The organism is Pseudomonas sp. D3-10 (genome assembly GCF_051132175.1).
GTDB lineage: Bacteria > Pseudomonadota > Gammaproteobacteria > Pseudomonadales > Pseudomonadaceae > Aquipseudomonas.
In genome coordinates this window covers 631185-653099 of record NZ_CP071668.1, presented here as the reverse complement: position 1 = coordinate 653099, position 21915 = coordinate 631185, and the positions used below count along the sequence as shown (strand labels likewise).

Here is a 21915-nt window from a genome sequence, read left to right as displayed (position 1 = left end):
TGCCCTGTGGAAGCGAGCTTGCTCGCGATGACGGTTTGCCTGGCCCTTCCATGCTGGCTGAACCGCCGCTTTGGCGAGAAGGCTCGCTCCCACGATGGATCTTCTTATGACTCCAGCGGCATCACCGTCACCCGAACATCCGGATCATGGGTACCGCCCCCCAGGATCACCCCGCGCAGCGGCGACACATCGGAAAAATCCCGCCCCCAGGCCAAGGTGATGTGTTCCAGCGCCGGCTGCACGTTGTTGGTCGGGTCGAAGTCCACCCAGCCCAGCACCGGGCAGAACACCGAGACCCAGGCGTGTGACGCATCGGCCCCGATCAGCCGGGCCTGGCCGGGCGGTGGCTGGGTCAGCAGGTAGCCACTGACATACCGCGCCGCCAACCCGCGGGAACGCACGCAGGCCAACATCAGATGGGCGAAATCCTGACAGACACCCCGGCGTCGCTCCAGCACTTCTACCAGCGGTGTCGCGACCTGGGTGGCCTCGGCATCGAAGGTGAACTCCTCGAAGATTTTTTCCATCAGCGCCCGCACACCGACCATCAACGGTCGGCCGGCCGGGAAACAGCTCTCGGAAAATTCGACGAAGCTGCGCTTGAGATGCACGTAGGGTGATTCGAAACGGTAGCGGCACGCGTCCATCCATTGTGCCGTCAGGGGCCGGCCGCTGTAGGTCAAGGCGTTACCGGTCGACTCCCAGGCCGGCGACAGGTTGAAATCCAGCGCGGGCCGCGCGAGCACCTCGACGCTCAGCCGGGCGTTGACCAGCAGCTCATCGTGAGGCCGCTCGAAAGCCAGGCGGGTCAGCGGGTTGCCGAATACATCGTGTTCGTCACGGCGGGTCGTCGGCTCCGGGCTGATGGACAGCTGTTGCTCGGTACAACGCTGCCATTCGCAGTGTCTCGGCCATAGATGAGCCAGTTGCTGCGCGAGGGACACCGGGCTGTCGTAGTGATAATGGGTGTCGTGGAGGATCTGGTAACGGGCACTCATCAGACGGATACCGTGCGTTGGCTGACATCGTCAACGTGGGCGAAGTGTCGCAAGGCCAGGCGATCGGAGACCTGGGCGCTGACGTCGGCGACTTCCTGTAACAGATCGGCCAGGCCATCGACCGCCGCGCGCAAGCTGGCCTCACCGAACAGCGGATTCTCCAGGCACCGCAAGTCGAACCGCGAAAGGCGCGCCACCAACTCCGGCAGGGCGGTTTCCCTCGGCGCGGCAAAATCATCGTTCAAGCGCTTGAGGGTGCGTGCCACCAGTTTCAATTGGAAGAGCACCGCATGGGGGTTCTGTTCGTCCAGCAACAACAGGTCGAGCACCGGAATCAACTGCGCCACCGCCAGGTAGCGCGAGCGGTACGTGATACTGCTGTTGCCCAATTCCAACAACCATTCCAGCCCGGCCTGATCGAATACCGCCTCGCCCCGCAGGAACGCCGCCAGGCTGCTGCTGAGAAATTGCAAGCGCTCCAGGCGTCGGCCGATCATGAGAAAACGCCAACCCTCGTCGCGCGTCATGTCGTCCAGGGCGAACCCCGACAATGCGGCCAGGGACATCACCAGGCGGTTGAGGAAATCCAACAGCTCGCCGAAATCCGGCTCGCTGGTTTCCAGCTCCATGGCTTCCCGCTGCAACTCCACCAGTGCCTGCCAGTTCTCCCGCGACAGCTTGCCGCGCACCTGCGAGGCCGCCCACTGCAAGCGCTGCAGGTTGGAGCGCAGGCTGAACGACCAGTCATCCCCCAGGACCGCAGCCAGCAAGCGCTCGGGCAATGCCCCCTCCTCAGGCAACAACATCAGGCTTTCGCCCAGAGACACCGCCGATTGCAAGGCCTGGGGGTCATCGCCATCGACGTACCGCGCCAACATGATCCGCAAAAGACGCGCACTGTCATCGCAACGCTCGCAGTAGCGACCGAACCAGAACAGGTTTTCCACCACCCGGGAGGGCAGGTACGGATCACGCCGCACCAGATCGTGAACACCCACGGTACGCTGGGCCTTCCATTGCTCGCCGCCGGGTGCCTGCTCTCCAAGCACCCAGGTGTCCTTGCTGGCACCGCCGCGCTGCATCGATACCACTTCGGCATCGGCCTCGGCGGCCACTCGGGCCAGGCCGCCGGACAAGACCCGATAATCGTCTTTTCCCGCTACGGCATACACGCGCATGCCGATCGCCCGGGGCTGGAGCTGGCCGTGTTCGGCCTGCCACACCGGAGCCTGGGACAGTTGCGCCAACTCTTGCGCGACATACGCATAGGGCCGCGCCTGCATGCGCGCCGCCAGCTGGCCGCGCTGCTCCTCGTTCAGATCGCGGCCGAACACCGGTGCGAAACTCTGGGAAGGAAACGCCGGCTTGATCAACAACTGGGGCAATTTCTCCAGCGCCTGGGCCAGCACCGGCGGCTCGCCGCACCACCAGGTGGCGATGGAGGGCAGCAGCAGTTCTTCGCCGAACAGATACTGGTTGATCCGCGGCAGGAAGCCCAGCAGACCTGGCGACTCCAGCACGCCACTGCCCAGGGCATTGGCCACCAATACCCGGCCCTGGCGCACCGCGTCCAACAATCCGGGTACGCCAAGGGCCGAATCGGTGCGTAACTCCAGGGGGTCGCAGAAATCGTCGTCGAGCCGACGCATGATCGCGTGAACCCGGCGCAGGCCGCTGAGGGTCTTGAGGTACACCGTGGCGTCCCGAACGGTCAGGTCACCGCCCTCCACAAGGGGATAGCCGAGTTGGCGCGCCAGGTAGAGATGTTCGAAATAGCTTTCGTTGAATCGTCCCGGCGTGAGCAATACCACCAGCGGCGGCTCGCCATCGCTGGGGGCCTGTCGCGCCAGGGTTTCCTGCAAGGTGCGGAAGAAACCGGACAGATGCCGCACCTTCAGGTCGCGATAGAGATCGGGAAAGGCACGAGAGACGATCATGCGGTTTTCCAGCGCATAACCCGCCCCTGAGGGCGCCTGGGTCCGATCGGCGGTGACCCACCAGCGGCCGTCGGGCGCACGCGCCAGATCCACGGCATACAACTGCAGGAAATCACCGTCCGGCGGAGCGATGCCCTGGCAAGGCCAGAGGAAATTGTTGTGTCCGAAGACCAGCTCCGCTGGCAGCAGCCCTTCACTGATCAGCCGCTGCGGTCCGTACAGGTCGGCCAGTACCGCATTGAGCAAACGCGCGCGCTGGGCAATGCCGGCCGACAACAGCTTCCATTCCTGGGCGTCGATGACGTGGGGCAGAAGGTCCAGCTCCCACGGCCGGTCGGCGCCCTTAGGGTCGGCATAGACGTTATAGGTGACACCGTTTTCCTGGATCTGCCTTGCCAGCAGTGCCTGGCGCTGGACCAATTGGCCCGGCGTGCTGCGCTGCAACTGGTCGAACAGCCGTTGCCAGTGCGCACGCACCGCGCCGCTGCCGTCCAGCAGTTCGTGATAGGTGCCCGTCGTCAGCGGGTAACGGTCAAGCAGGTCAGGCATGGAAAGCTCGGCAGGACAGCGATGATAGGTGAGACTAGCGCAAGCGCATGACGCCCGGATAGGTGTGTTTGTGTTGGATCCGACCTGGGTTTTCAGAGTGCAATCGTGGCGAGGGGATTTATCCCCCGCCACAAGGTCCAGCTAGCTTTTTGAGGTCCGGTGAAAGCGTCGCAGATCGAGCGTGAAGGGAAACTCGTCATCCACCGCCAGGCTGGGTATCGGCAATTTTCCGGGCGTATGTCCGATACGGAAGAATCGCGCCATCCGCCGGCTCTCCGCTTCGTTGGCGTTGACAGGCAGGCTGTCATAGTTGCGCCCGCCCGGATGCGCCACGTGGTATTGGCAGCCGCCCAGGGAGCGCTGCATCCAGGTGTCGAGCACATCGAAGACCAACGGCGCATGGACCGGGATGGTCGGCTGCAAGCAATTGAACGGTTGCCACGCACGGAAACGTACCCCGGCGACAAACTCCCCCACCCGGCCGGTGGGCTGCAACGGCACCGGCACGCCATTGCAGGTCAGCAGGTAACGTTGTGGCGCCAGCCCCGTAAGCTTGATCTGCAACCGCTCCAGGGACGAGTCCACATAACGCACCGTGCCGCCCGCCGAGCCCTCTTCCCCCAGCACATGCCAAGGCTCCAGCGCCTGGCGCAACTGCAGCTCGACACCGTTGACTGCGTAGTCGCCCACTTTGGGAAAGCGAAACTCCAGGTGCGCGGCGAACCACTCGGCACGCAGCGGGTAGCCGGCGCCATTCAACTCTTCGATGACCTCGGCAAAATCCTGCTCGATGAAGTGCGGCAACAGGAAACGATCATGCAGCTCGGTGCCCCAGCGCGCCAGTTTGGCCGGTGCATAGGGCTCGCGCCAGAACCGCGCCACCAGCGCCCGCAACAGCAATTGCTGGGTCAGGCTCATGCGCGCGTGGGGCGGCATTTCGAAAGCGCGCAGCTCCAGCAAGCCGAGCCGTCCGGTGGCGCCGTCCGGCGAATAGAGCTTGTCGATGCAAAACTCGGCGCGATGGGTGTTGCCGGTGACGTCGATCAGCAGGTTGCGCAGCAGCCGATCCACCAACCACGGCGGGCATTCGTCGCCAGGCTGTGGCATTTGCGCAAAGGCTATTTCCAACTCATACAACGCATCGTTGCGCGCCTCGTCCACGCGCGGTGCCTGGGATGTCGGGCCGATGAACAATCCGGAAAACAGGTAGGACAATGACGGGTGGTTGTGCCAGTAGCTGATCAGGCTACGCAGCAAGTCCGGGCGCCGCAGGAACGGTGAATCTGCCGGTGTCGCGCCGCCCAGTACGAAATGGTTACCGCCACCGGTACCGGTGTGCCGGCCATCGATCAGGAATTTCTCGGTGGTCAGCCGGTTCAGTCGCGCTTGCTCGTAAAGAAACTCGGTGCGCTCGACCAATTCTTCCCAAGTTGCCGAAGGCTGCACGTTGACCTCGATGACACCTGGGTCTGGCGTGATACGAAAATTGCTCAGGCGCGGATCGCTCGGTGGCTCGTAGCCCTCCAACAAAACAGGGCAACCCAGTTCCTGCGCCGTCGCTTCGATGGCGCTGACCAACTCCAGGTAATCCTCGACCCGCTCCAGCGGTGGCATGAACAGGTACAGCCGCCCTTCCCTGGCCTCTGCGCAGAAGGCGGTGCGGGTCAGCCAATCGGCCGATTCGTCGACCTTTGGCACGCGCTCCTGTTCCAGCGCCGGCTCGCCGTGATGCTTCAACTGCTCGGTGTCGGGTAGCTCGGGCAAATCCTGGTTCGGGTCGGTGGGGTGGATGAACGGATATTCGGCCGCCGTCACCCACGGCTGAGACGCCAGCGGCAGGCGGTAGCCCAGTGGCGAATCCCCCGGCACCAGCCGGCAATGATCGTCGCGCAGGTACCAGCGCCCGCTTTGCCATTGGTCGCCCTTGGCGGTGCGTGCCAGCGGCAGGACCTGACCGACCACCTTGCCCAGCCCCTGGCTGAAGACCTTGCGCAATCGCGCCCGCTCCAACGGGTCTTCCAGACGGGAATCCTCAGCCGTCACGTTCGAAGGCAACGAGCCTTCGCGCCAGAGATAATGGAAATTATCCTCGTAGGCGGGAAACACGAATTGCGTGGGAATTTTCAAGCGTTCAGCGACACTCGCCAGAAAACGCCCAGCCAATTCGCCATCGGCGCCGTAGTCTTTTTTCTCATTGGCAATCAACGCGCTGTTGTGCCAGATCGGCACCCCGTCACGCCGCCAATAGCAGTTGAGCGACCAACGCGGCAATTGCTCGCCGGGGTACCACTTGCCCTGGCCGAAATGCACCAGCCCCTGCGGCGCGTAATGTTCGCGCATGCGCTGGAACAATTCTGCGCTGAGGCGGCGCTTGTCCGGTCCAAGCGCCGCGGTGTTCCACTCGGCGCCGTCCGGGTCATCGATGGAAACGAAGGTCGGCTCACCGCCCATGGTCAGGCGCACGTCACCTTCCTGCAGGTCCGCATCGATCTGCCGACCCAACGCCTGGATCGCCAGCCATTGTTCTTCGGTGTAGGGTTTGGTGACCCGTGGCGCTTCCCAGATTCGCTCGACGGACATCTCGTGGCTGAACTCACACTCGCACGGTTCCACCAGGCCACTGATGGGCGCCGCCGAGGACGGATCAGGACTACACGCCAATGGGATATGCCCTTCGCCGGCGAACAACCCGGACGTGGCATCGAGGCCGATCCATCCGGCGCCGGGCAGGTACACTTCGCACCAGGCATGCAGGTCGGTGAAATCCACTTCCGTACCGGACGGGCCGTCGAGGCTTTTCACATCGGCGGTCAGCTGGATCAAGTAACCGGAGACAAAACGCGCCGCCAGGCCCAAGTGACGCAACAGCTGCACCAGCAGCCAGGCCGAGTCGCGACAGGAGCCGGACGCGTGCTCCAACGTATGCTCCGGCGTCTGCACGCCCGGCTCCATGCGGATCAGGTAGTTGATGTCTTCGCTCAAGCGCTGGTTGAGCGCCACCAGAAAGTCCACCGCTGGCAACGGCGTGCGGTCGACGCTGTCCAGATACGCCTTGAATTTCGGCGTCAGCGGAAGCTTTTCCAGGTAGGGCATCAGCTCGTGTTTTTCGTCAGCCGCATAGGTGAACGGGATTTTCTCGGCGTAAGGCTCGAGGAAAAAATCGAACGGATTGAACACCGCCATCTCGGCGACCAGATCGACCTCCACCCGCAGCTCATCTGTCTTTTCCGGGAACACCAGCCGCGCGAGGTAATTGCCCTGGGGATCCTGCTGCCAATTGATGAAATGCTGATCGGGGGAAACCTTCAGCGCGTACGAAAGAATGCGCGTGCGGCTATGGGCCGCCGGACGCAGGCGAACGATCTGTGGACCGAGTTCGACAGCGCGCTCGTAGCGATAGTGTGTGACATGGTGCAAAGCGACATGGATCGACACGGCGTGCCTCCTGCGGAGCCTGGGCGTTATCGAAAGCGGCGCAAGACTTATGCCATGCAGGCAGGCCGGACACTTTCAACCTCTACTCAGGGCAGTAGAGCACTAAAACCGCGCGATGCCTGTATTGATCTGCGAAGGCCGCACATAAATGCGGCGCAGAGGGTAGCGAATCGACTCAGCGGCGCGGGCGCGAGGCCTTGGCGGACTGGATGATGCGTTCGCGTTGGTGACGGATTTCGATGAGTTCGCTGCGCATTTCCCGGTGGCGTTTGCTATTGAGCAGCAATAGCCCCAGTAGCGGCAACAGCACTGCAAACACGTAAACACCTTGGTGCGGTCCATAAGCGAACGTCGGCAGCACCGCCGCCAGGCAAGCGAGGAAATAACCCGCCACGCACCAGATCGCCCAGGCGCGCCCGCGTGCGATCATGAGATTGCCCAAGACCAGGACACTTACTAGAGCCAAAGTGCCGAGACCAACGTAGTTGCTCCTGACGGAAGGCTCCAAGGCACGCCAATAAGTACCTGCGCACAAAACGAGCAGCGTAGACCCGGAAAAGCAGCCCAGAAAGATCGCCCCCATGAACACCGGAAAATAACGGGCGAGGAACTGCCTCAGTGATCCGCCGCCGATCATTCCGTGAACTCCTCATACAGCCCGACGGCAACAGTCTTCACGGCGCCATCACCGGTATAACTGCCGATGATCCCCAAAGCGCCGCCGAGAGAATCCTTTATCTGAGTCAGCGTGGCATGCCTGATTTCAGCGGAGGAATAACGCTTGGGCAAGGCGCCCGCTCGTTGCTGCAGTTTAAGCAGCTTGGCGGTAAGACTCGGATCTTTCAGGGTCAACAATTCCTTTGTCAGTTTGCTGCGCTCCTGACGACTCAGGCCTTTGAGCAACTGATACCAGCTCTTCCCGGTGCCCGCTGCTTTGCTGGCCTTTAGCAGCCGAACAGTCGTGAGAGCCGAGCCACCGACGCCGACAAGGGAAACACCGTCAAGAATGGGGCTTACGATGTTGTACCAATCGGCGTCGTTCATCTCATCGTTGCCAGTAGGATTGGTCAACTCATTCGCCACCCGCATCCCGCCTATGACGCATTGCGCGGTACTGGCCGTCGCGGCAGCGGCGCCCAGCGCAACGACAAAGGCACTGGCCCCCGCCGTAAACGGCACAGCGACGCTCCCACTGAACACCACCACCCAACCGATGACAGCGGCGACACAGGAAAAACCGGCATTCATCGACTCAGTCCCGAGCTTTGACTCACGCGGGCTGCTTTTTACCTGATCGATGAATTGCTGCGGGGCGATGTACTTCTTGGCCTCGCGCAAGATGATTCGCTTGGGCGCGATGCTGCAAATCGGCTTGAATTCGCGCAGCGTCACTACGTTGTACTCGGAATCGATGTACACCACGCCCGCCCCGGCAATGTTGGGGTCGGCATCGATGGCGGCGAACAGACGTGGCAGGTTGACTTGGCTTTCAATGCGTTTGCGGGCCATGAACTGGGAGAAGTTCAGGTCCATGCCGATGCCCGTTGTAGCGCTGCTCATATGAATCGTCCTTGAAAATCGATGGATTTAATTCTTTCCACACAGAACCCCTGTGGCGAGGGAGCTTGCTCCCGCTCGGCGGCGAAGCCGTCGTAAACCGGCCGGCACGGTCTGCCTGGGAACATTGCATGGGATTGTTGGGGCCGCTTCGCAGCCCAGCGGGAGCAAGCTCCTTCGCCACAAAAAGCTATGCATCCGCCGTCACGCCGTTGGCGGTCGCCACGATAACAAACAGCCAGCACGCCCGCTAGAAAGCAAAACGCCAGCATTTAAGCTGGCGTTTTAGGTGGCGGATGATCAGCGCGGCACGACAGGCTTGCGCGCCGGCTTGGGCCCCTTGCCCTTGGCCGCGTCCTTGCGCTCCTTGGCGGCCTTCTGGTTGCGGGCGAACGCGGCGGCCTTGGCCTGCTCGCGCTTGTCCCAGGCATTGCCGCCATCACTGGCGCGCGGAGGCAGGCCGGTGTGCTGGGTCAGGATCTTCGTGGTTTCCTTGCCCACTTTGTGGCTGCCAGCCGGCGTCGAGTTCTTGCGACGAGCGCTCTGGTAGCTGTCGGTCGAAGGCTGATGCAGCGGGATCAACTGATGCTTGCCCGGCCCGATCAGGTCGGCGCGGCCCATGCGGGTCAGCGCCTCGCGCAGCATCGGCCAGCCTTTCGGGTCGTGATAGCGCAGGAAGGCCTTGTGCAGACGGCGCTGGTCCTCGCTCTTGACGATGGTCACCGCGTCGCTCTTGTAGGTCACCTTGCGCAACGGGTTCTTGCCCGAGTGATACATGGCGGTGGCCGTGGCCATCGGCGACGGATAGAACGCCTGCACCTGGTCGGCGCGGAAGCCGTTGCCCTTGAGCCACAGCGCCAGGTTCATCATGTCTTCGTCGGTGGTGCCTGGGTGGGCGGCAATGAAGTACGGAATCAGGTACTGCTCTTTCCCCGCTTCCTTGGTGTACTTCTCGAACATCCGCTTGAACTTGTCATAGCTGCCAATGCCCGGCTTCATCATCTGGTTGAGCGGGCCTTCCTCGGTATGCTCCGGGGCGATCTTCAGGTAACCGCCGACGTGGTGCGTCACCAGCTCCTTGACGTATTCCGGCGACTCGACCGCCAGGTCGTAACGCAGGCCGGAGGCAATCAGGATCTTCTTCACCCCAGGCAAGGCCCGGGCGCTGCGGTACAGCTGGATCAGCGAAGAATGGTCGGTGTTCAGGTTCGGGCAGATGCCGGGGAACACGCATGACGGCTTGCGGCACGCCGATTCGATTTCCGGGCTCTTGCAGGCGATGCGGTACATGTTCGCGGTCGGGCCGCCGAGGTCGGAGATGACACCGGTGAAGCCTGGAACCTTGTCGCGGATCTCTTCGATCTCGCGAATGATCGACTCTTCGGAACGGTTCTGGATAATCCGCCCTTCGTGCTCGGTGATCGAGCAGAAGGTGCAGCCACCAAAGCAGCCGCGCATGATGTTCACCGAGAAACGGATCATCTCGTAGGCCGGGATTTTCTCCTTGCCGTACGCTGGATGAGGAACACGTGCGTAAGGCATGCCAAACACGTAATCCATTTCTTCGGTGGTCATCGGAATGGGCGGCGGGTTGAACCAGACGTCGACTTCGCCGTGCTTCTGCACCAGCGCACGGGCGTTCCCCGGGTTGGTTTCCAGGTGCAACACACGGTTGGCGTGGGCGTAGAGCACCGCGTCGCCACGGACCTTTTCCACCGACGGCAGGCGGATCACGGTCTTGTCGCGGGTCATCTTCGGGCTCGCCAGGATCTGCACGACCTTGGCTTCGCTCGGGTCCTCAACCGGCCCCTTCTCTTGCTCGATGGCGCAAGCAGCGGTGTCCTGGGTATTCACGTACGGGTTGATGATCTTGTCGATCTTGCCCGGACGGTCGATGCGCGTGGAATCGACTTCATACCAGCCTTGCGGCGTGTCACGGCGGATGAAGGCGGTGCCGCGCACATCGGTGATGTCTTCGATCTTGTGGCCGTAGGACAGGCGCTGGGCGACTTCGACGATCGCTCGCTCGGCGTTGCCGTAGAGCAGGATGTCGGCGCAGGCGTCGATCAGGATCGAGTTGCGCACCCGGTCCTGCCAATAATCGTAGTGAGCAATGCGGCGCAGGGACGCTTCGATACCGCCCAGCACGATGGGCACATGCTTGTAGGCTTCCTTGCAGCGCTGGCTATAGACCAGACTCGCACGGTCCGGCCGCTTGCCCGCCAGGCCACCTGGGGTGTAGGCGTCATCGGAACGGATTTTCTTGTCGGCGGTGTAACGGTTGATCATCGAGTCCATGTTGCCGGCCGCGACACCGAAAAACAGATTGGGCTCGCCGAGCTTCATGAAATCGTCTTTGGACTGCCAGTTTGGCTGCGCAATGATACCGACACGAAAGCCCTGTGCTTCCAGCAAACGACCAATGATCGCCATGCCAAACGACGGGTGATCGACGTAGGCATCACCGGTCACGATGATGATGTCGCACGAATCCCAGCCGAGCTGATCCATCTCCTCCCTGCTCATGGGCAGGAACGGCGCCGGGCCGAAACATTCGGCCCAGTACTTGGGATAGTCAAATAACGGCTTGGCTGCTTGCATGTCGATGACCGGTATAAAGGATGAAAAATCGCGGGCGCGGAATATAGCACAAAAAATAACCAATTGTGGCGAGGGAGCTTGCTCCCGTCCGGCTGCGCAGCAGCCGGATATCCCACACAGCTCGATTACAAGTACAACTGGGTCTGCTTCGCAGCCCAGCGGGAGCAAGCTCCCTCGCCACAAAGGCTGATCAAGAGAACAGGTTATTCGTCATCATCAAAATTGTAGCTACCCGGCGCCAGGTTCTCGAAGCGTGTGTATTTGCCGATGAAGGCCAGGCGAACAAAGCCGATCGGGCCGTTCCGCTGCTTGCCGATGATGATTTCGGCGATACCCTTGTGCTCGGTCTCGGGGTGATACACCTCGTCACGGTAGACGAACATGATCACGTCGGCGTCCTGCTCGATCGCTCCGGATTCCCGCAAGTCGGAGTTCACCGGGCGTTTGTTCGGACGCTGTTCCAGCGAGCGGTTCAACTGGGACAGGGCCACCACCGGGCAGTTGAATTCCTTGGCCAGGGCCTTGAGGGAACGGGAGATCTCGGAAATCTCGTTGGTCCGGTTGTCACCGCTGGACCCGGGGATCTGCATCAATTGCAGGTAGTCGATCATGATCAGCGCGATGTCGCCGTGCTCACGCACCAGGCGGCGGGTCCGGGCGCGCATTTCCGATGGGCTGATCCCCGCCGTGTCGTCGATGAACAGCTTGCGGTCGTTGAGCAGGTTGACCGCCGAGGTCAGGCGCGGCCAATCGTCGTCTTCCAGTTGGCCGGAACGGACCTTGGTCTGGTCGATACGCCCCAGGGACGAGAGCATACGCATGATCAGCGATTCGCCTGGCATCTCGAGGGAGTACACCAGCACCGCTTTGTCGCTGCGCAGCACGGCGTTTTCCACCAGGTTCATCGCAAAGGTCGTCTTACCCATGGACGGACGGCCGGCGACGATGATCAGGTCGGACGGCTGCAGGCCGCTGGTCTTCTCGTCGAGGTCGGTGTAGCCAGTGGACAAACCGGTAATGGCGTTGTCGGTGTTGAACAAGGTGTCGATGCGGTCGATGGCCTTGGTCAACAGGTCGTTGACGCTCACCGGGCCGCCGGTTTTCGGTCGTGCCTCGGCGATCTGGAAGATCTGCCGCTCGGCTTCGTCGAGGATCTCGGCGGCGGTGCGTCCTTCCGGGTTGAACGCGCTGTCAGCGATCTCGGTGCTGATGCCGATCAGCTGACGCAAGGTTGCCCGCTCGCGCACGATCTGTGCGTACGCCTTGATATTGGCGACCGACGGTGTGTTTTTCGCCAGTTCGCCCAGGTAACCGAGGCCGCCGACTTGGGACGTCTGCCCTTCCTTGTCCAATTGCTCGGCCAGGGTCACGACGTCGATCGGCATGTTCTGGTCGGCCAGCCTGGCGATCGCGCGGAAAATCAGGCGGTGGTCATGCCGGTAGAAATCGCCGTCGGAAACTTGATCGAGCACACGCTCCCAGGCGTTGTTGTCCAGCATCAGGCCACCGAGCACGGCCTGTTCGGCCTCGATGGAATGCGGAGGCACCTTCAGGGCAGCGGTTTGCAGATCATATTGCTCGGGGGCGGTGATTTCGTTCATGGCCACGTCTGGTTATGAAATTCAGCAATTGCAGAAAGACAAAGGGCACGACCCTGTAGACAGGATCGTGCCCGATGTTACCGGCAAGCACCCGAGGGTGCCAGCCGACAGGTGGTGCTTAGGCTGCTACCACGACAACGCGTACGGTGGCTTCAACTTCGGCGTGCAGGTGCACGGCTACGTCGAATTCGCCTACGTTGCGGATGGTGCCGTTCGGCAGACGAACTTCGCTTTTCGCAACTTCAACGCCGGAGGCGGTCAGTGCGTCAGCGATGTCGTGAGTACCGATCGAACCGAACAGCTTGCCTTCGTCGCCAGCGGTGGCAGTGATGGTCACTTCCAGCTCGGCCAGTTGGGCAGCACGGCTTTCAGCCGATGCCTTACGGTCTGCGGCGGCTTTTTCCAGCTCGGCGCGACGCTCTTCGAACGCAGCCAGGTTGGCAGCGGTCGCAGCGGTGGCCTTGCCGAAAGGCAGCAGGTAGTTACGACCGTAGCCGGCCTTAACGTTTACTTTGTCGCCCAGGTTGCCCAGGTTGGCGATTTTTTCCAGAAGGATCAGTTGCATGTGAAAATCCTCTAACTTTTAACCTTCACCGTTCGCGTTGTCGGCGTCTTTCGGCGCCATACGACCGCGAAAATCAATCAGGCTGTCGACGATGGCCAGGACCACCAGCAACGGATAGATCAGCTGCATGAACAGCAGCAACGTGACGTACAACCCCACCAGCCAGAATCTGGCCAGTCGCTTTTGCGCCACCAGCCCGTGAATCAGGGACAGGGCGGCAAAGACCAGCGGTACACTGCACAACGGCGTGAGCATTGCCATCTGCGGACCGAAGTTCGGCCCCAGAAGCATGCCCGCCAACAGCAACATCGCCAGCCCAAGCGGGAAACGGATGGCGCGAAATTCGCGACCAAAACCACCCGGGTTGTACAACAACGCCTGCCAGTAGCGCCCGATAACCAGGCTCAGCACACTGACGATCTGCAACAAGGCCGCAATCAGTCCGGTCAGGACGGGGGCGATCAGGGACGCGAAACGCGCCTGCTCTTCTACCGACATCCGTTGGTAGAGATCACCGAGTGCCTCGGGCAGGATTTTTATCAAAGCCTGCGACAGCATCTCGATCTGGGGCGCAAAAGCCACCCCGAGCACCACTGAAAACACCACACCTATCGCTATGCTGACCAGCAGCACGCGGTTCCAGGATTCGCTGGCGCGCAACACCAACGCCAGCGCCGAAGACCCCAGCAGCACCATGACTGCACGCGGGTCCGCGGAATACATCCACCAGAGCAGGGCTGGCAGAAGTCCCAGAGCAAGAACGCCCAAGGCGTCCCTCAATCCGCGCCGCAGGAGTACAAGACTCCCGGCGGCAGCACCCAACCAGTACAACAACGGCAATGCCGCACATCCAGCCACTACAAGAGTGGCCTGCATACGTCCCCGCATGATGAAGTCAGCTAAGGCGCGCATGCATTCAATCCCTTACTACTTGTCGACTGCCCGGTCTCAGCGGCCGTGGCTGTCGGTGTAGGCCAGCAGGGCCAGGAAGCGGGCGCGCTTGATAGCGGTGGCCAGCTGACGCTGATAACGAGCTTTGGTACCGGTGATACGGCTTGGAACGATTTTGCCGGTCTCGGATACATAGGCTTTCAGAGTGTTGAGATCTTTGTAATCGATCTCTTTCACGTCTTCAGCGGTGAAGCGGCAGAATTTACGACGACGGAAGAAACGTGCCATGTGATTGGCTCCTTAAAAGGTCCGTGGATTACTCGTCAGCGTTATCGCTGTTGTCGCTGTCGCTATCGCTGTCATCGCCTTCGGCGCTGTCAGAATGCTCAGGACGGTCGCGACGCTCACGGCGCTCACTGCGGTTTTCTTCAGCCTTGAGCATCTCGGATTGGCCAGTGATGGCTTCTTCGCGACGGATGACCAGGTTACGGATCACTGCATCGTTGTAGCGGAAGTTGTCTTCCAGCTCGGCCAGGGCCTTGCCGGTGCACTCAACGTTCAGCATCACGTAGTGAGCCTTGTGAACATTGTTGATTGCGTAGGCCAGTTGACGACGGCCCCAATCTTCCAGACGGTGGATTTTGCCGCCGTCTTCTTCGATCAGCTTGGTGTAACGCTCAACCATGCCGCCGACTTGCTCGCTTTGATCCGGGTGGACCAAAAAGATGATTTCGTAATGACGCATGAATGCTCCTTACGGGTTGTAGCCTGCCGCTCAAAAACGGTCAGACAAGGAGTGAATGACACTTATGGACTTGAGGACGCTAGACACATAAGTGCCTGCCATCACAGCAAGGGGCGCAATTGTAGAGAAGGGCCGAGGGCGGCGCAAGGCAATTGGTGATTATTTGAACAACCGCATTTGCCCCTTACACAAAACCAATGTGGGAGCGAGCTTGCTCGCGATAGCGGTATCTCATTCAACATAGATGCCGAATGTCAGACCGCTTTCGCGAGCAGGCTCGCTCCCACAGAGGGTTACTGCAAGATCAGTTTTTTTTGGCGGCCGACTTGGCGCCACGCTGGCGCTGAGCCTCGAACAGGCACACACCGGTGGCGACCGAGACATTGAGGCTGCTGACGCTGCCGGCCATCGGCAGCTTGACCAGGTAATCGCAATGCTCGCGGGTCAGACGGCGCATGCCCTTTCCTTCGGCGCCCATGATCAGGATGGTAGGGCCGGTCAAGTCCTGGTCATAAATACTGACCTCGGCCTCGCCCGCCGTGCCGACAACCCACAAGCCGCGCTGCTGGAGCTTTTCCAGGGTGCGCGCCAGGTTGGTCACTGCCACCAACGGGATAACTTCCGCAGCGCCACAAGCGACCTTGCGCACGACCGGCGTCAATGTCGCGGACTTGTCCTTGGGCACGATCACCGCCAACGCACCGGCGGCGTCCGCCGAACGCAGGCAGGCGCCGAGGTTGTGCGGGTCGGTCACGCCATCCAGTACCAGCAACAACGGCGCGCCTTCGGTGCGATCGAGCAGCTCGTCGAGCATCGCCTCGCCCCATACCTGACTCGGGCTGACCTCGGCCACGACGCCTTGATGCACCCCTTCGACCCAGGCGTCCATCTCACGCCGCTCGGCCTGACCGACCGCAACGCGGTTTTCGCCGGCCAGCTCGACCAAGGTCTGGACACGCGGGTCGCTACGACCTTCCGCCAACCAGATCTGCTTGACCCGCTTGGGGTGGTGACGCAACAACGCCTCCACGGCATGCACGCCGTAGATTTTTTCCAACTGACTCATGATTTGGCCTTGGGTTTACGCGCCCCGCCACTCTTGGCAGGGGCCGAGCCTGCTTTCGGCGGGCCTTTACGGTGTTTGCTCGGCTTGCTGCTCGCCTTCTCCGGAGCCGACCGGCCGGCCTTGCCCCCGGACGCCGCTTTACCGCCGCTCTTGGCTTCGGCCAGCAAGGCCTGTTTCATTTCGCGACTCTTACGCAATTCGGCGTTTTTCGCCGCCGCATCGCTCGGACGATAGGCTTCGCCGGCCTTTTCCTTGGCCGGACCGCGACGTCCGGATTTGGACGGTGCGGGCTCGGCGGCGGTCTTGGCGGCAGGCGCTGTGGTTTCGGCGCCACGCTTCTTGCGGCCGATCGGTGCGCTGATGGTTTTTTCCGCCATCTCGAAGTCGATCTTGCGTTCATCCAGGTCGACGCGCATCACCCGTACTTCGACGGTATCGCCAAGACGGAAGCTGCGGCCGGTGCGTTCGCCGGCCAGGCGGTGATGCACGGGGTCGAAGTGGTAGTAGTCACCCGGCAGCGCGGTGACATGCACCAGGCCCTCGACGTAGATATCGGTCAACTCGACGAACAGGCCAAACCCGGTCACGGCGGTGATCACGCCCGGGAACGACTCGCCAACGCGATCCTTCATGTACTCGCACTTGAGCCAGTTCACCACGTCGCGAGTCGCTTCGTCGGCGCGCCGCTCACTCATCGAGCACTGCTCGCCGAGTTGCTCCAGAGCCGCTTCGTCGTACGGGTAGATACGCGCCTTCGGAATGGTCATCGCACCGGCACGCTTGACGTGCGGGGTGTTCATCTTCGAATGGATCACGCTGCGGATGGCCCGGTGCGTGAGCAGATCGGGATAGCGACGGATCGGCGACGTGAAGTGGGTGTACGCCTCGTAGTTGAGGCCGAAGTGGCCCTGGTTATCGGCGCTGTACACCGCTTGGCTCAAAGAACGCAGCATCACAGTCTGGATCAGGTGGAAGTCCGGACGATCCTTGATACTCGCCAGCAGGGCTTGGTAATCCTTCGGCGTCGGACCTTCCTTGCCTTTGTGCAGGGACAAGCCAAGCTCACCGAGGAAGGCCCGCAATTTTTCCAGGCGCTCCGGCGGCGGGCCGTCGTGGACCCGGTACAAGGCAGGGATTTCATGCTTCTTCAGGAACTCGGCGGTAGCGACGTTGGCCGCCAGCATGCATTCCTCGATCAGCTTGTGGGCATCGTTGCGCACGGTCGGCCGGATTTCGGCGATCTTGCGCTCGGTACCGAAGATAATCCGGGTTTCCTGGGTTTCGAAATCGATCGCGCCCCGTACGTGACGCGCCGCCAGCAATACCTTGTACAGCGAATAGAGCTGCTTGAGGTGCGGCAGCACATCCGTGTATTCACCACGAAGCTTGCGCGACTCGGCCAGCTTCGGCGTTTCCAGCATCGCGCTGACCTTGTTGTAGGTCAGGCGCGCGTGGGAATGGATCACGGCTTCATAAAAGCAGTAGTCAGTCATCTCGCCGGCTTTGGAGATGGTCATCTCGCAAACCATGGCCAGGCGATCGACATGGGGGTTGAGCGAGCACAAGCCGTTGGACAGTTGCTCTGGCAACATCGGCACGACGCGCTCGGGGAAATACACCGAGTTGCCGCGCACCTGGGCTTCAGCGTCCAGCGCCGAGCCGAGCTTCACGTAGCTGGAAACGTCGGCAATGGCCACGTACAACTTCCAGCCGCCGGAGAACAGGCGCAACTTGCCGGGCCGGGCTTCGCAGTAGACCGCATCGTCGAAGTCCCGGGCGTCTTCACCGTCGATGGTGACGAACGGCAGGTGACGCAGGTCGATGCGCTTTTCCTTGTCCTTCTCTTCGACTTCCGGCTTGAGCTTGGCAGCCTCTTTCAGGACCGCTTCAGGCCAGACGTGAGGAATGTCGTAGGTGCGCAGGGCAACGTCGATTTCCATGCCCGGCGCCATGTAGTTGCCGACCACTTCCACCACATCGCCCTGAGGCTGAAAGCGCGGGGTTGGCCAGTGAGTGATCTTCACCTCGACGAACTGCCCGATCTGCGCGTTGGCGTTGCGACCTGGGGTGACCAGCACTTCCTGCTGGATCTTCGGGTTGTCGGCGACGACGAAGCCGATGCCACCTTCCTCGAAATAACGCCCCACGATGGTTTCGTGCGCACGGGACACCACTTCGACGATCACGCCTTCACGGCGCCCGCGCCGATCCAGGCCGGACACCCGGGCCAGCGCACGGTCGCCATCGAACACCAGGCGCATCTGCGCCGGGCTCATGAACAGATCGTCGCTGCCATCGTCGGGGATCAGGAAACCGAAACCATCGCGGTGACCGGCGATACGGCCCAGGATCAGGTCGAGCTTGTCGACCGGAGCATAAGTGCCACGCCGGGTGTAGATCAGTTGAGCATCGCGCTCCATGGCACGCAGACGGCGGCGCAGGGCTTCGAGCTGGTCCTCGGTGGTCAGGCCGAACTCTTCGACCAGCTGCTCACGGCTAGCAGGCGAACCCCGATCGGCGAGATGCGCCAGGATCAGTTCGCGGCTAGGAATAGGGTTTTCATATTTTTCCGCTTCACGAGCGGCCTCGGGATCGAGGGACTGCCAATCGGCCATTAGAGAGTTTTCACCTTGTCTATATGCGGGTTAGTTTGGCATAGGCGTAATGAAACGGGAAATTTCAAGCAGCAGATGCCTTTTCTAAAGTCTTTCGACAGGCCTTTGAAGCCCCTGATTGCACCGCTCGTGAAATTTAGCGTTTTTTTTGTTCCTGGGGGTTTACAGTTAAAAACACGCTCCGTATAGTGCGCGCCATCGACGACGCACTCACGTTGCCGATATTGCCCAGATGGTGAAATTGGTAGACACGCCAGCTTCAGGTGCTGGTGACCGCAAGGTCGTGGAAGTTCGAGTCTTCTTCTGGGCACCAATTTCGAGCAGCAGGTCAACGGCCTGCCAGCCTCACAAAAACCCGCGAAAGCGGGTTTTTGCGTTTCAGGCCCCTGGAATGTGTTTGGCAATTATCAAAATAAAAACAGGGGTTTACAGATCAAAACGCGCTCCGTATAGTGCGCCACATCAACAGCGGCAACGCTGCAGATGCTGCCCAGATGGTGAAATTGGTAGACACGCCAGCTTCAGGTGCTGGTGACCGCAAGGTCGTGGAAGTTCGAGTCTTCTTCTGGGCACCAAATTCAAGCTTCAAGGTTTATATGCCTTGAACCCCACAGAAACCCGCGAAAGCGGGTTTTTGCGTTTCCGGCACCCGAAAACTCCCTCGCCATAACGCACATGAGAAACAATATCGTTTATCATTGTTACAAGTTTTTGCTACACGACAGTGAGGAACCCCGCGAATGATGTTTCGAACCACCCTGCGCCGCGCCCTGACCTGCACCCTGCTCGGCCTGACCCTCGCAACACCCCTCACCCAAGCCGCCGACAAAATTGAACTGACACTCTATAACGGCCAACACAAAGAAGTCGGCGATGAACTGGCCAAGGCCTTCGAAGCCAAGACTGGTATCCACGTCAACGTTCGCAAGGGCAGCAGCAACCAGCTCGCCAGCCAAGTCGTCGAGGAAGGCGACCGCTCCCCGGCCGATGTGATCTATACCGAGGAATCGCCGCCGCTGAACAAACTTGGTGAACAAGGTCTGCTGGCGAAGATCGACGATGCGACCCTCAACGTGCTTCCCAAGGATTATGTCGCCAGCAACGGCTCCTGGATGGGCGTGACCGCTCGCGTTCGCGTGGTTGCCTATAACCCCAAACTGATCGATGAAAAGGACCTGCCGAAAACCGTCCTCGATTTCGCCCAGCCACAATGGCAAGGCAAGGTCGGCTTCGTACCGACCAGCGGCGCATTCCAGGAACAAGCCGTTGCGATCATCAAATTGCACGGCAAGGAAGCCGCCGAAGAATGGCTCACCGGGCTACGTGCGTTCGGTAAGGTCTACAGCAACAACATGGTCGCCCTCAAAGCCGTGGAGAACGGTGAAGTGGCGACGGTCCTGGTGAACAATTACTACTGGTTCGCCCTGCAGCGGGAGAAGGGACAGCTGGATTCCAAGCTGCATTACTTCACTGGCGGTGATGCCGGTGGCCTGGTCACCGTCTCCAGCGCCGCGGCACTGAAATCCAGCAAACACCCCAAGGAGGCCCAACAGTTGCTTGCCTATATGGCCAGCGAGGAGGGGCAGCGGGTGATTACCCAGACGTCCGCCGAATATCCTTTGCACAAGGGCATGGCGTCGGATCGCGGCCTCAAGCCATTCAATGAACTGGAGCCGCCAAAAGTGACGCCCGCCGACCTGGGTAACGCCGAAGAAGCATTGGAGCTGGAACGTGAAGTCGGCTTGAACTGATGACGTCGTCGCTGAGCGCCTCTCCTCCAGCCGGGGTCTACGTGCCCCGGCGCAAGCGCCCCTCGATCGGGTTGCTGCTGCCCGTGCTGCTGCTCGTTTTGCTGAGCCTGCTGCCACTGCTCTACGTCGTCACCAAGACCTGGCAGGCCGGCTGGACCGAGGCACTGCATCTGTTGTGGCGGCCCTATGTATTCGGCTTGCTGCGCAACACCTTGGCGTTGATGGCCGGCGTCACGCTGGCCTGCGGCATCGTCGGCCTGTCCCTGGCCTGGCTGCTGGAACGCAGCAACCTGCCGGGGCGTCGGATCTGGGGCGTTGTCTTGTGCCTGCCGTTCGCCGTGCCGGCGTTTGTCAGCAGCTTCACCTGGGTATCCCTCAGTGCGCAATTCGAGGGATTGGGCGGGGCAATCCTGGTGATGACCCTGTCCAAATACCCACTGATTTTCCTCCCCGTGGCCGCAACGCTGCGCAACCTCGACCCGTCCCTCGAAGAGTCTGCCCGCACCCTGGGGCAAAATCGCTGGGGCGTGTTCTTTCGCGTCACGCTCCCGCTGCTCTGGCCTTCGCTGCTGGCCGGTTCGTTGCTGATTGCCCTGCACATGCTGGTGGAGTTCGGCGCACTGTCAATCATCGGGCTGCAGACCTTCACCACAGCCATCTATCAACAATTCGAGCTGGAATTCAGTAACGCCAATGCCGCCATGTTATCGGCGGTGTTGCTGACGCTGTGCCTGGTCCTGTTGTGGCTGGAACTGCGGGTGCGCGGCAAGGGGCGCCATGTGCGCACCGGGCAAGGCGCGGCACGCCAGGCCGAACAAGTACGCCTGGGCCGGTGGATGCTTTGCGGTCAACTGTATTGCCTGGCGTTGGCGATCATCGGCAGCGGTATCCCGCTGGGAATGCTGGCGTATTGGCTGGCCGTGGGCACTTCCGCGGCGTTCCCGGCGGGCGAGATCGGCGAAGCGCTGCTGTCGTCCCTGGCGCTTTCGCTGGGCGGCGCCGCCCTCTGCCTCGTATTGGCGGTACCGGTGGGCCTGCTGGTGGTGCGCCACAAGGGGCGGCTGGCGATCTGGGCCGAGCGCCTGCCCTACTTGCTGCACGCGCTGCCGGGCCTGGTCATCGCCCTGAGCCTGGTGTATTTCGCCCTGCACTACGTGCCCGCGCTGTACCAGACTTCCGGCCTGCTGCTGATTGCCTATGCGCTGCTGTTCCTGCCGCTGGCCCAAGCACCGGTGCGTACGGCGCTGAACAAGGCCGCCCCACAACTGGAAGAAGCGGCGCGGACGTTGGGGGCTTCGTCGCTCGGTGCGTTTTGTCGGGTGACCCTGCCGATCATCTTCCCGGCCCTGGGCGCGGCGTTCGCCCTGGTGTTCCTGGATGCGATGAAGGAATTGACCGCGACGCTGTTGCTGAGCCCGACCGGACTCAATACGTTGGCGACGGCGGTCTGGGCACATACGTCGAATGTGGAATTCGCAGCGGCGGCGCCCTATGCGGCGCTGTTGATTCTGGTGTCGGGGTTGCCAGTCTATTTGCTGACGACGCGGATGTATCTGAGTCGCTGAGTCCGCTTTCGCAAGCAGGCTCGCTCCCACAAAGTTGGT

General features: G+C 61.3%; 15 protein-coding genes and 2 tRNA genes. 4 read left to right on the top strand and 13 right to left on the bottom strand.

Annotation, left to right across the window (positions count from 1 at the left end):
- Nucleotides 1-104 precede the first annotated feature (104 nt).
- The 13 genes from J3P90_RS02785 to rnr form a co-directional block, all read right to left on the bottom strand.
- Nucleotides 105-998, bottom strand: coding sequence for a transglutaminase family protein (locus tag J3P90_RS02785; protein ID WP_420766205.1), 894 nt, complete (start codon nt 996-998; stop codon nt 105-107).
- The gene (locus tag J3P90_RS02780; RefSeq protein ID WP_434675795.1) at nt 998-3484 is read right to left on the bottom strand and encodes a circularly permuted type 2 ATP-grasp protein; all 2487 of its coding nucleotides are present in this window, start codon (nt 3482-3484) and stop codon (nt 998-1000) included. Before J3P90_RS02780 ends, J3P90_RS02785 begins: the two co-directional genes overlap by 1 nt.
- Before the next feature lie 141 nt (nt 3485-3625).
- On the bottom strand, nt 3626-6919 hold the full coding sequence (locus tag J3P90_RS02775; RefSeq protein ID WP_434675794.1) for a DUF2126 domain-containing protein: 3294 nt from the start codon (nt 6917-6919) through the stop codon (nt 3626-3628).
- Nucleotides 6920-7094: 175 nt separating this feature from the next.
- Nucleotides 7095-7556, bottom strand: a complete 462-nt coding sequence (locus J3P90_RS02770; protein WP_420766202.1) for a hypothetical protein — start codon at nt 7554-7556, stop codon at nt 7095-7097.
- The gene (locus J3P90_RS02765; protein WP_420766201.1) at nt 7553-8479 is read right to left on the bottom strand and encodes an NAD synthetase; all 927 of its coding nucleotides are present in this window, start codon (nt 8477-8479) and stop codon (nt 7553-7555) included. The genes J3P90_RS02770 and J3P90_RS02765 overlap by 4 nt, the downstream gene beginning before the upstream one ends.
- Nucleotides 8480-8776: 297 nt before the next feature.
- Nucleotides 8777-11077: a YgiQ family radical SAM protein gene (locus tag J3P90_RS02760; RefSeq protein ID WP_420766200.1), complete on the bottom strand. Its 2301-nt coding sequence runs from the start codon at nt 11075-11077 to the stop codon at nt 8777-8779.
- 203 nt (nt 11078-11280) lie between these two features.
- Nucleotides 11281-12678, bottom strand: a complete 1398-nt coding sequence (gene dnaB / locus J3P90_RS02755; RefSeq protein WP_420766199.1) for a replicative DNA helicase — start codon at nt 12676-12678, stop codon at nt 11281-11283.
- A 118-nt stretch (nt 12679-12796) separates the two neighbouring features.
- Entirely contained in the window at nt 12797-13243 is a 447-nt protein-coding gene (rplI, locus tag J3P90_RS02750) for a 50S ribosomal protein L9 (protein ID WP_003186385.1), read from the bottom strand.
- 18 nt (nt 13244-13261) lie between these two features.
- Nucleotides 13262-14155 carry a hypothetical protein gene (locus tag J3P90_RS02745; RefSeq protein ID WP_420766198.1) on the bottom strand — a complete coding sequence of 298 codons (894 nt, stop codon included), beginning with the start codon at nt 14153-14155 and terminating at the stop codon, nt 13262-13264.
- Between the two features lie 36 nt (nt 14156-14191).
- A complete protein-coding gene (rpsR, locus tag J3P90_RS02740) occupies nt 14192-14422 on the bottom strand; it encodes a 30S ribosomal protein S18 (RefSeq protein ID WP_002551829.1) in 231 nt (76 codons plus the stop codon).
- Nucleotides 14423-14450: 28 nt separating this feature from the next.
- Nucleotides 14451-14879, bottom strand: a complete 429-nt coding sequence (gene rpsF / locus J3P90_RS02735; protein WP_420766197.1) for a 30S ribosomal protein S6 — start codon at nt 14877-14879, stop codon at nt 14451-14453.
- Nucleotides 14880-15183: 304 nt separating this feature from the next.
- Nucleotides 15184-15945 carry a 23S rRNA (guanosine(2251)-2'-O)-methyltransferase RlmB gene (gene rlmB, locus J3P90_RS02730; protein WP_420766196.1) on the bottom strand — a complete coding sequence of 254 codons (762 nt, stop codon included), beginning with the start codon at nt 15943-15945 and terminating at the stop codon, nt 15184-15186.
- Nucleotides 15942-18560: a ribonuclease R gene (gene rnr, locus J3P90_RS02725; protein ID WP_434560964.1), complete on the bottom strand. Its 2619-nt coding sequence runs from the start codon at nt 18558-18560 to the stop codon at nt 15942-15944. Before rnr ends, rlmB begins: the two co-directional genes overlap by 4 nt.
- A gap of 226 nt (nt 18561-18786) precedes the next feature.
- Here rnr and J3P90_RS02720 point away from each other — a divergent pair.
- The 4 genes from J3P90_RS02720 (at nt 18787) to J3P90_RS02705 (ending at nt 21876) form a co-directional block, all read left to right on the top strand.
- Nucleotides 18787-18873 (top strand) — tRNA-Leu (locus J3P90_RS02720).
- Nucleotides 18874-19048: 175 nt separating this feature from the next.
- A tRNA-Leu gene (locus J3P90_RS02715) sits at nt 19049-19135 on the top strand.
- A 165-nt stretch (nt 19136-19300) separates the two neighbouring features.
- Nucleotides 19301-20311 (top strand): extracellular solute-binding protein, encoded by a 1011-nt coding sequence (locus J3P90_RS02710; protein WP_434675793.1) that lies wholly within the window; start codon nt 19301-19303, stop codon nt 20309-20311.
- Nucleotides 20311-21876 carry an ABC transporter permease gene (locus tag J3P90_RS02705; RefSeq protein ID WP_434675792.1) on the top strand — a complete coding sequence of 522 codons (1566 nt, stop codon included), beginning with the start codon at nt 20311-20313 and terminating at the stop codon, nt 21874-21876. Before J3P90_RS02710 ends, J3P90_RS02705 begins: the two co-directional genes overlap by 1 nt.
- Nucleotides 21877-21915: the final 39 nt, after the last annotated feature.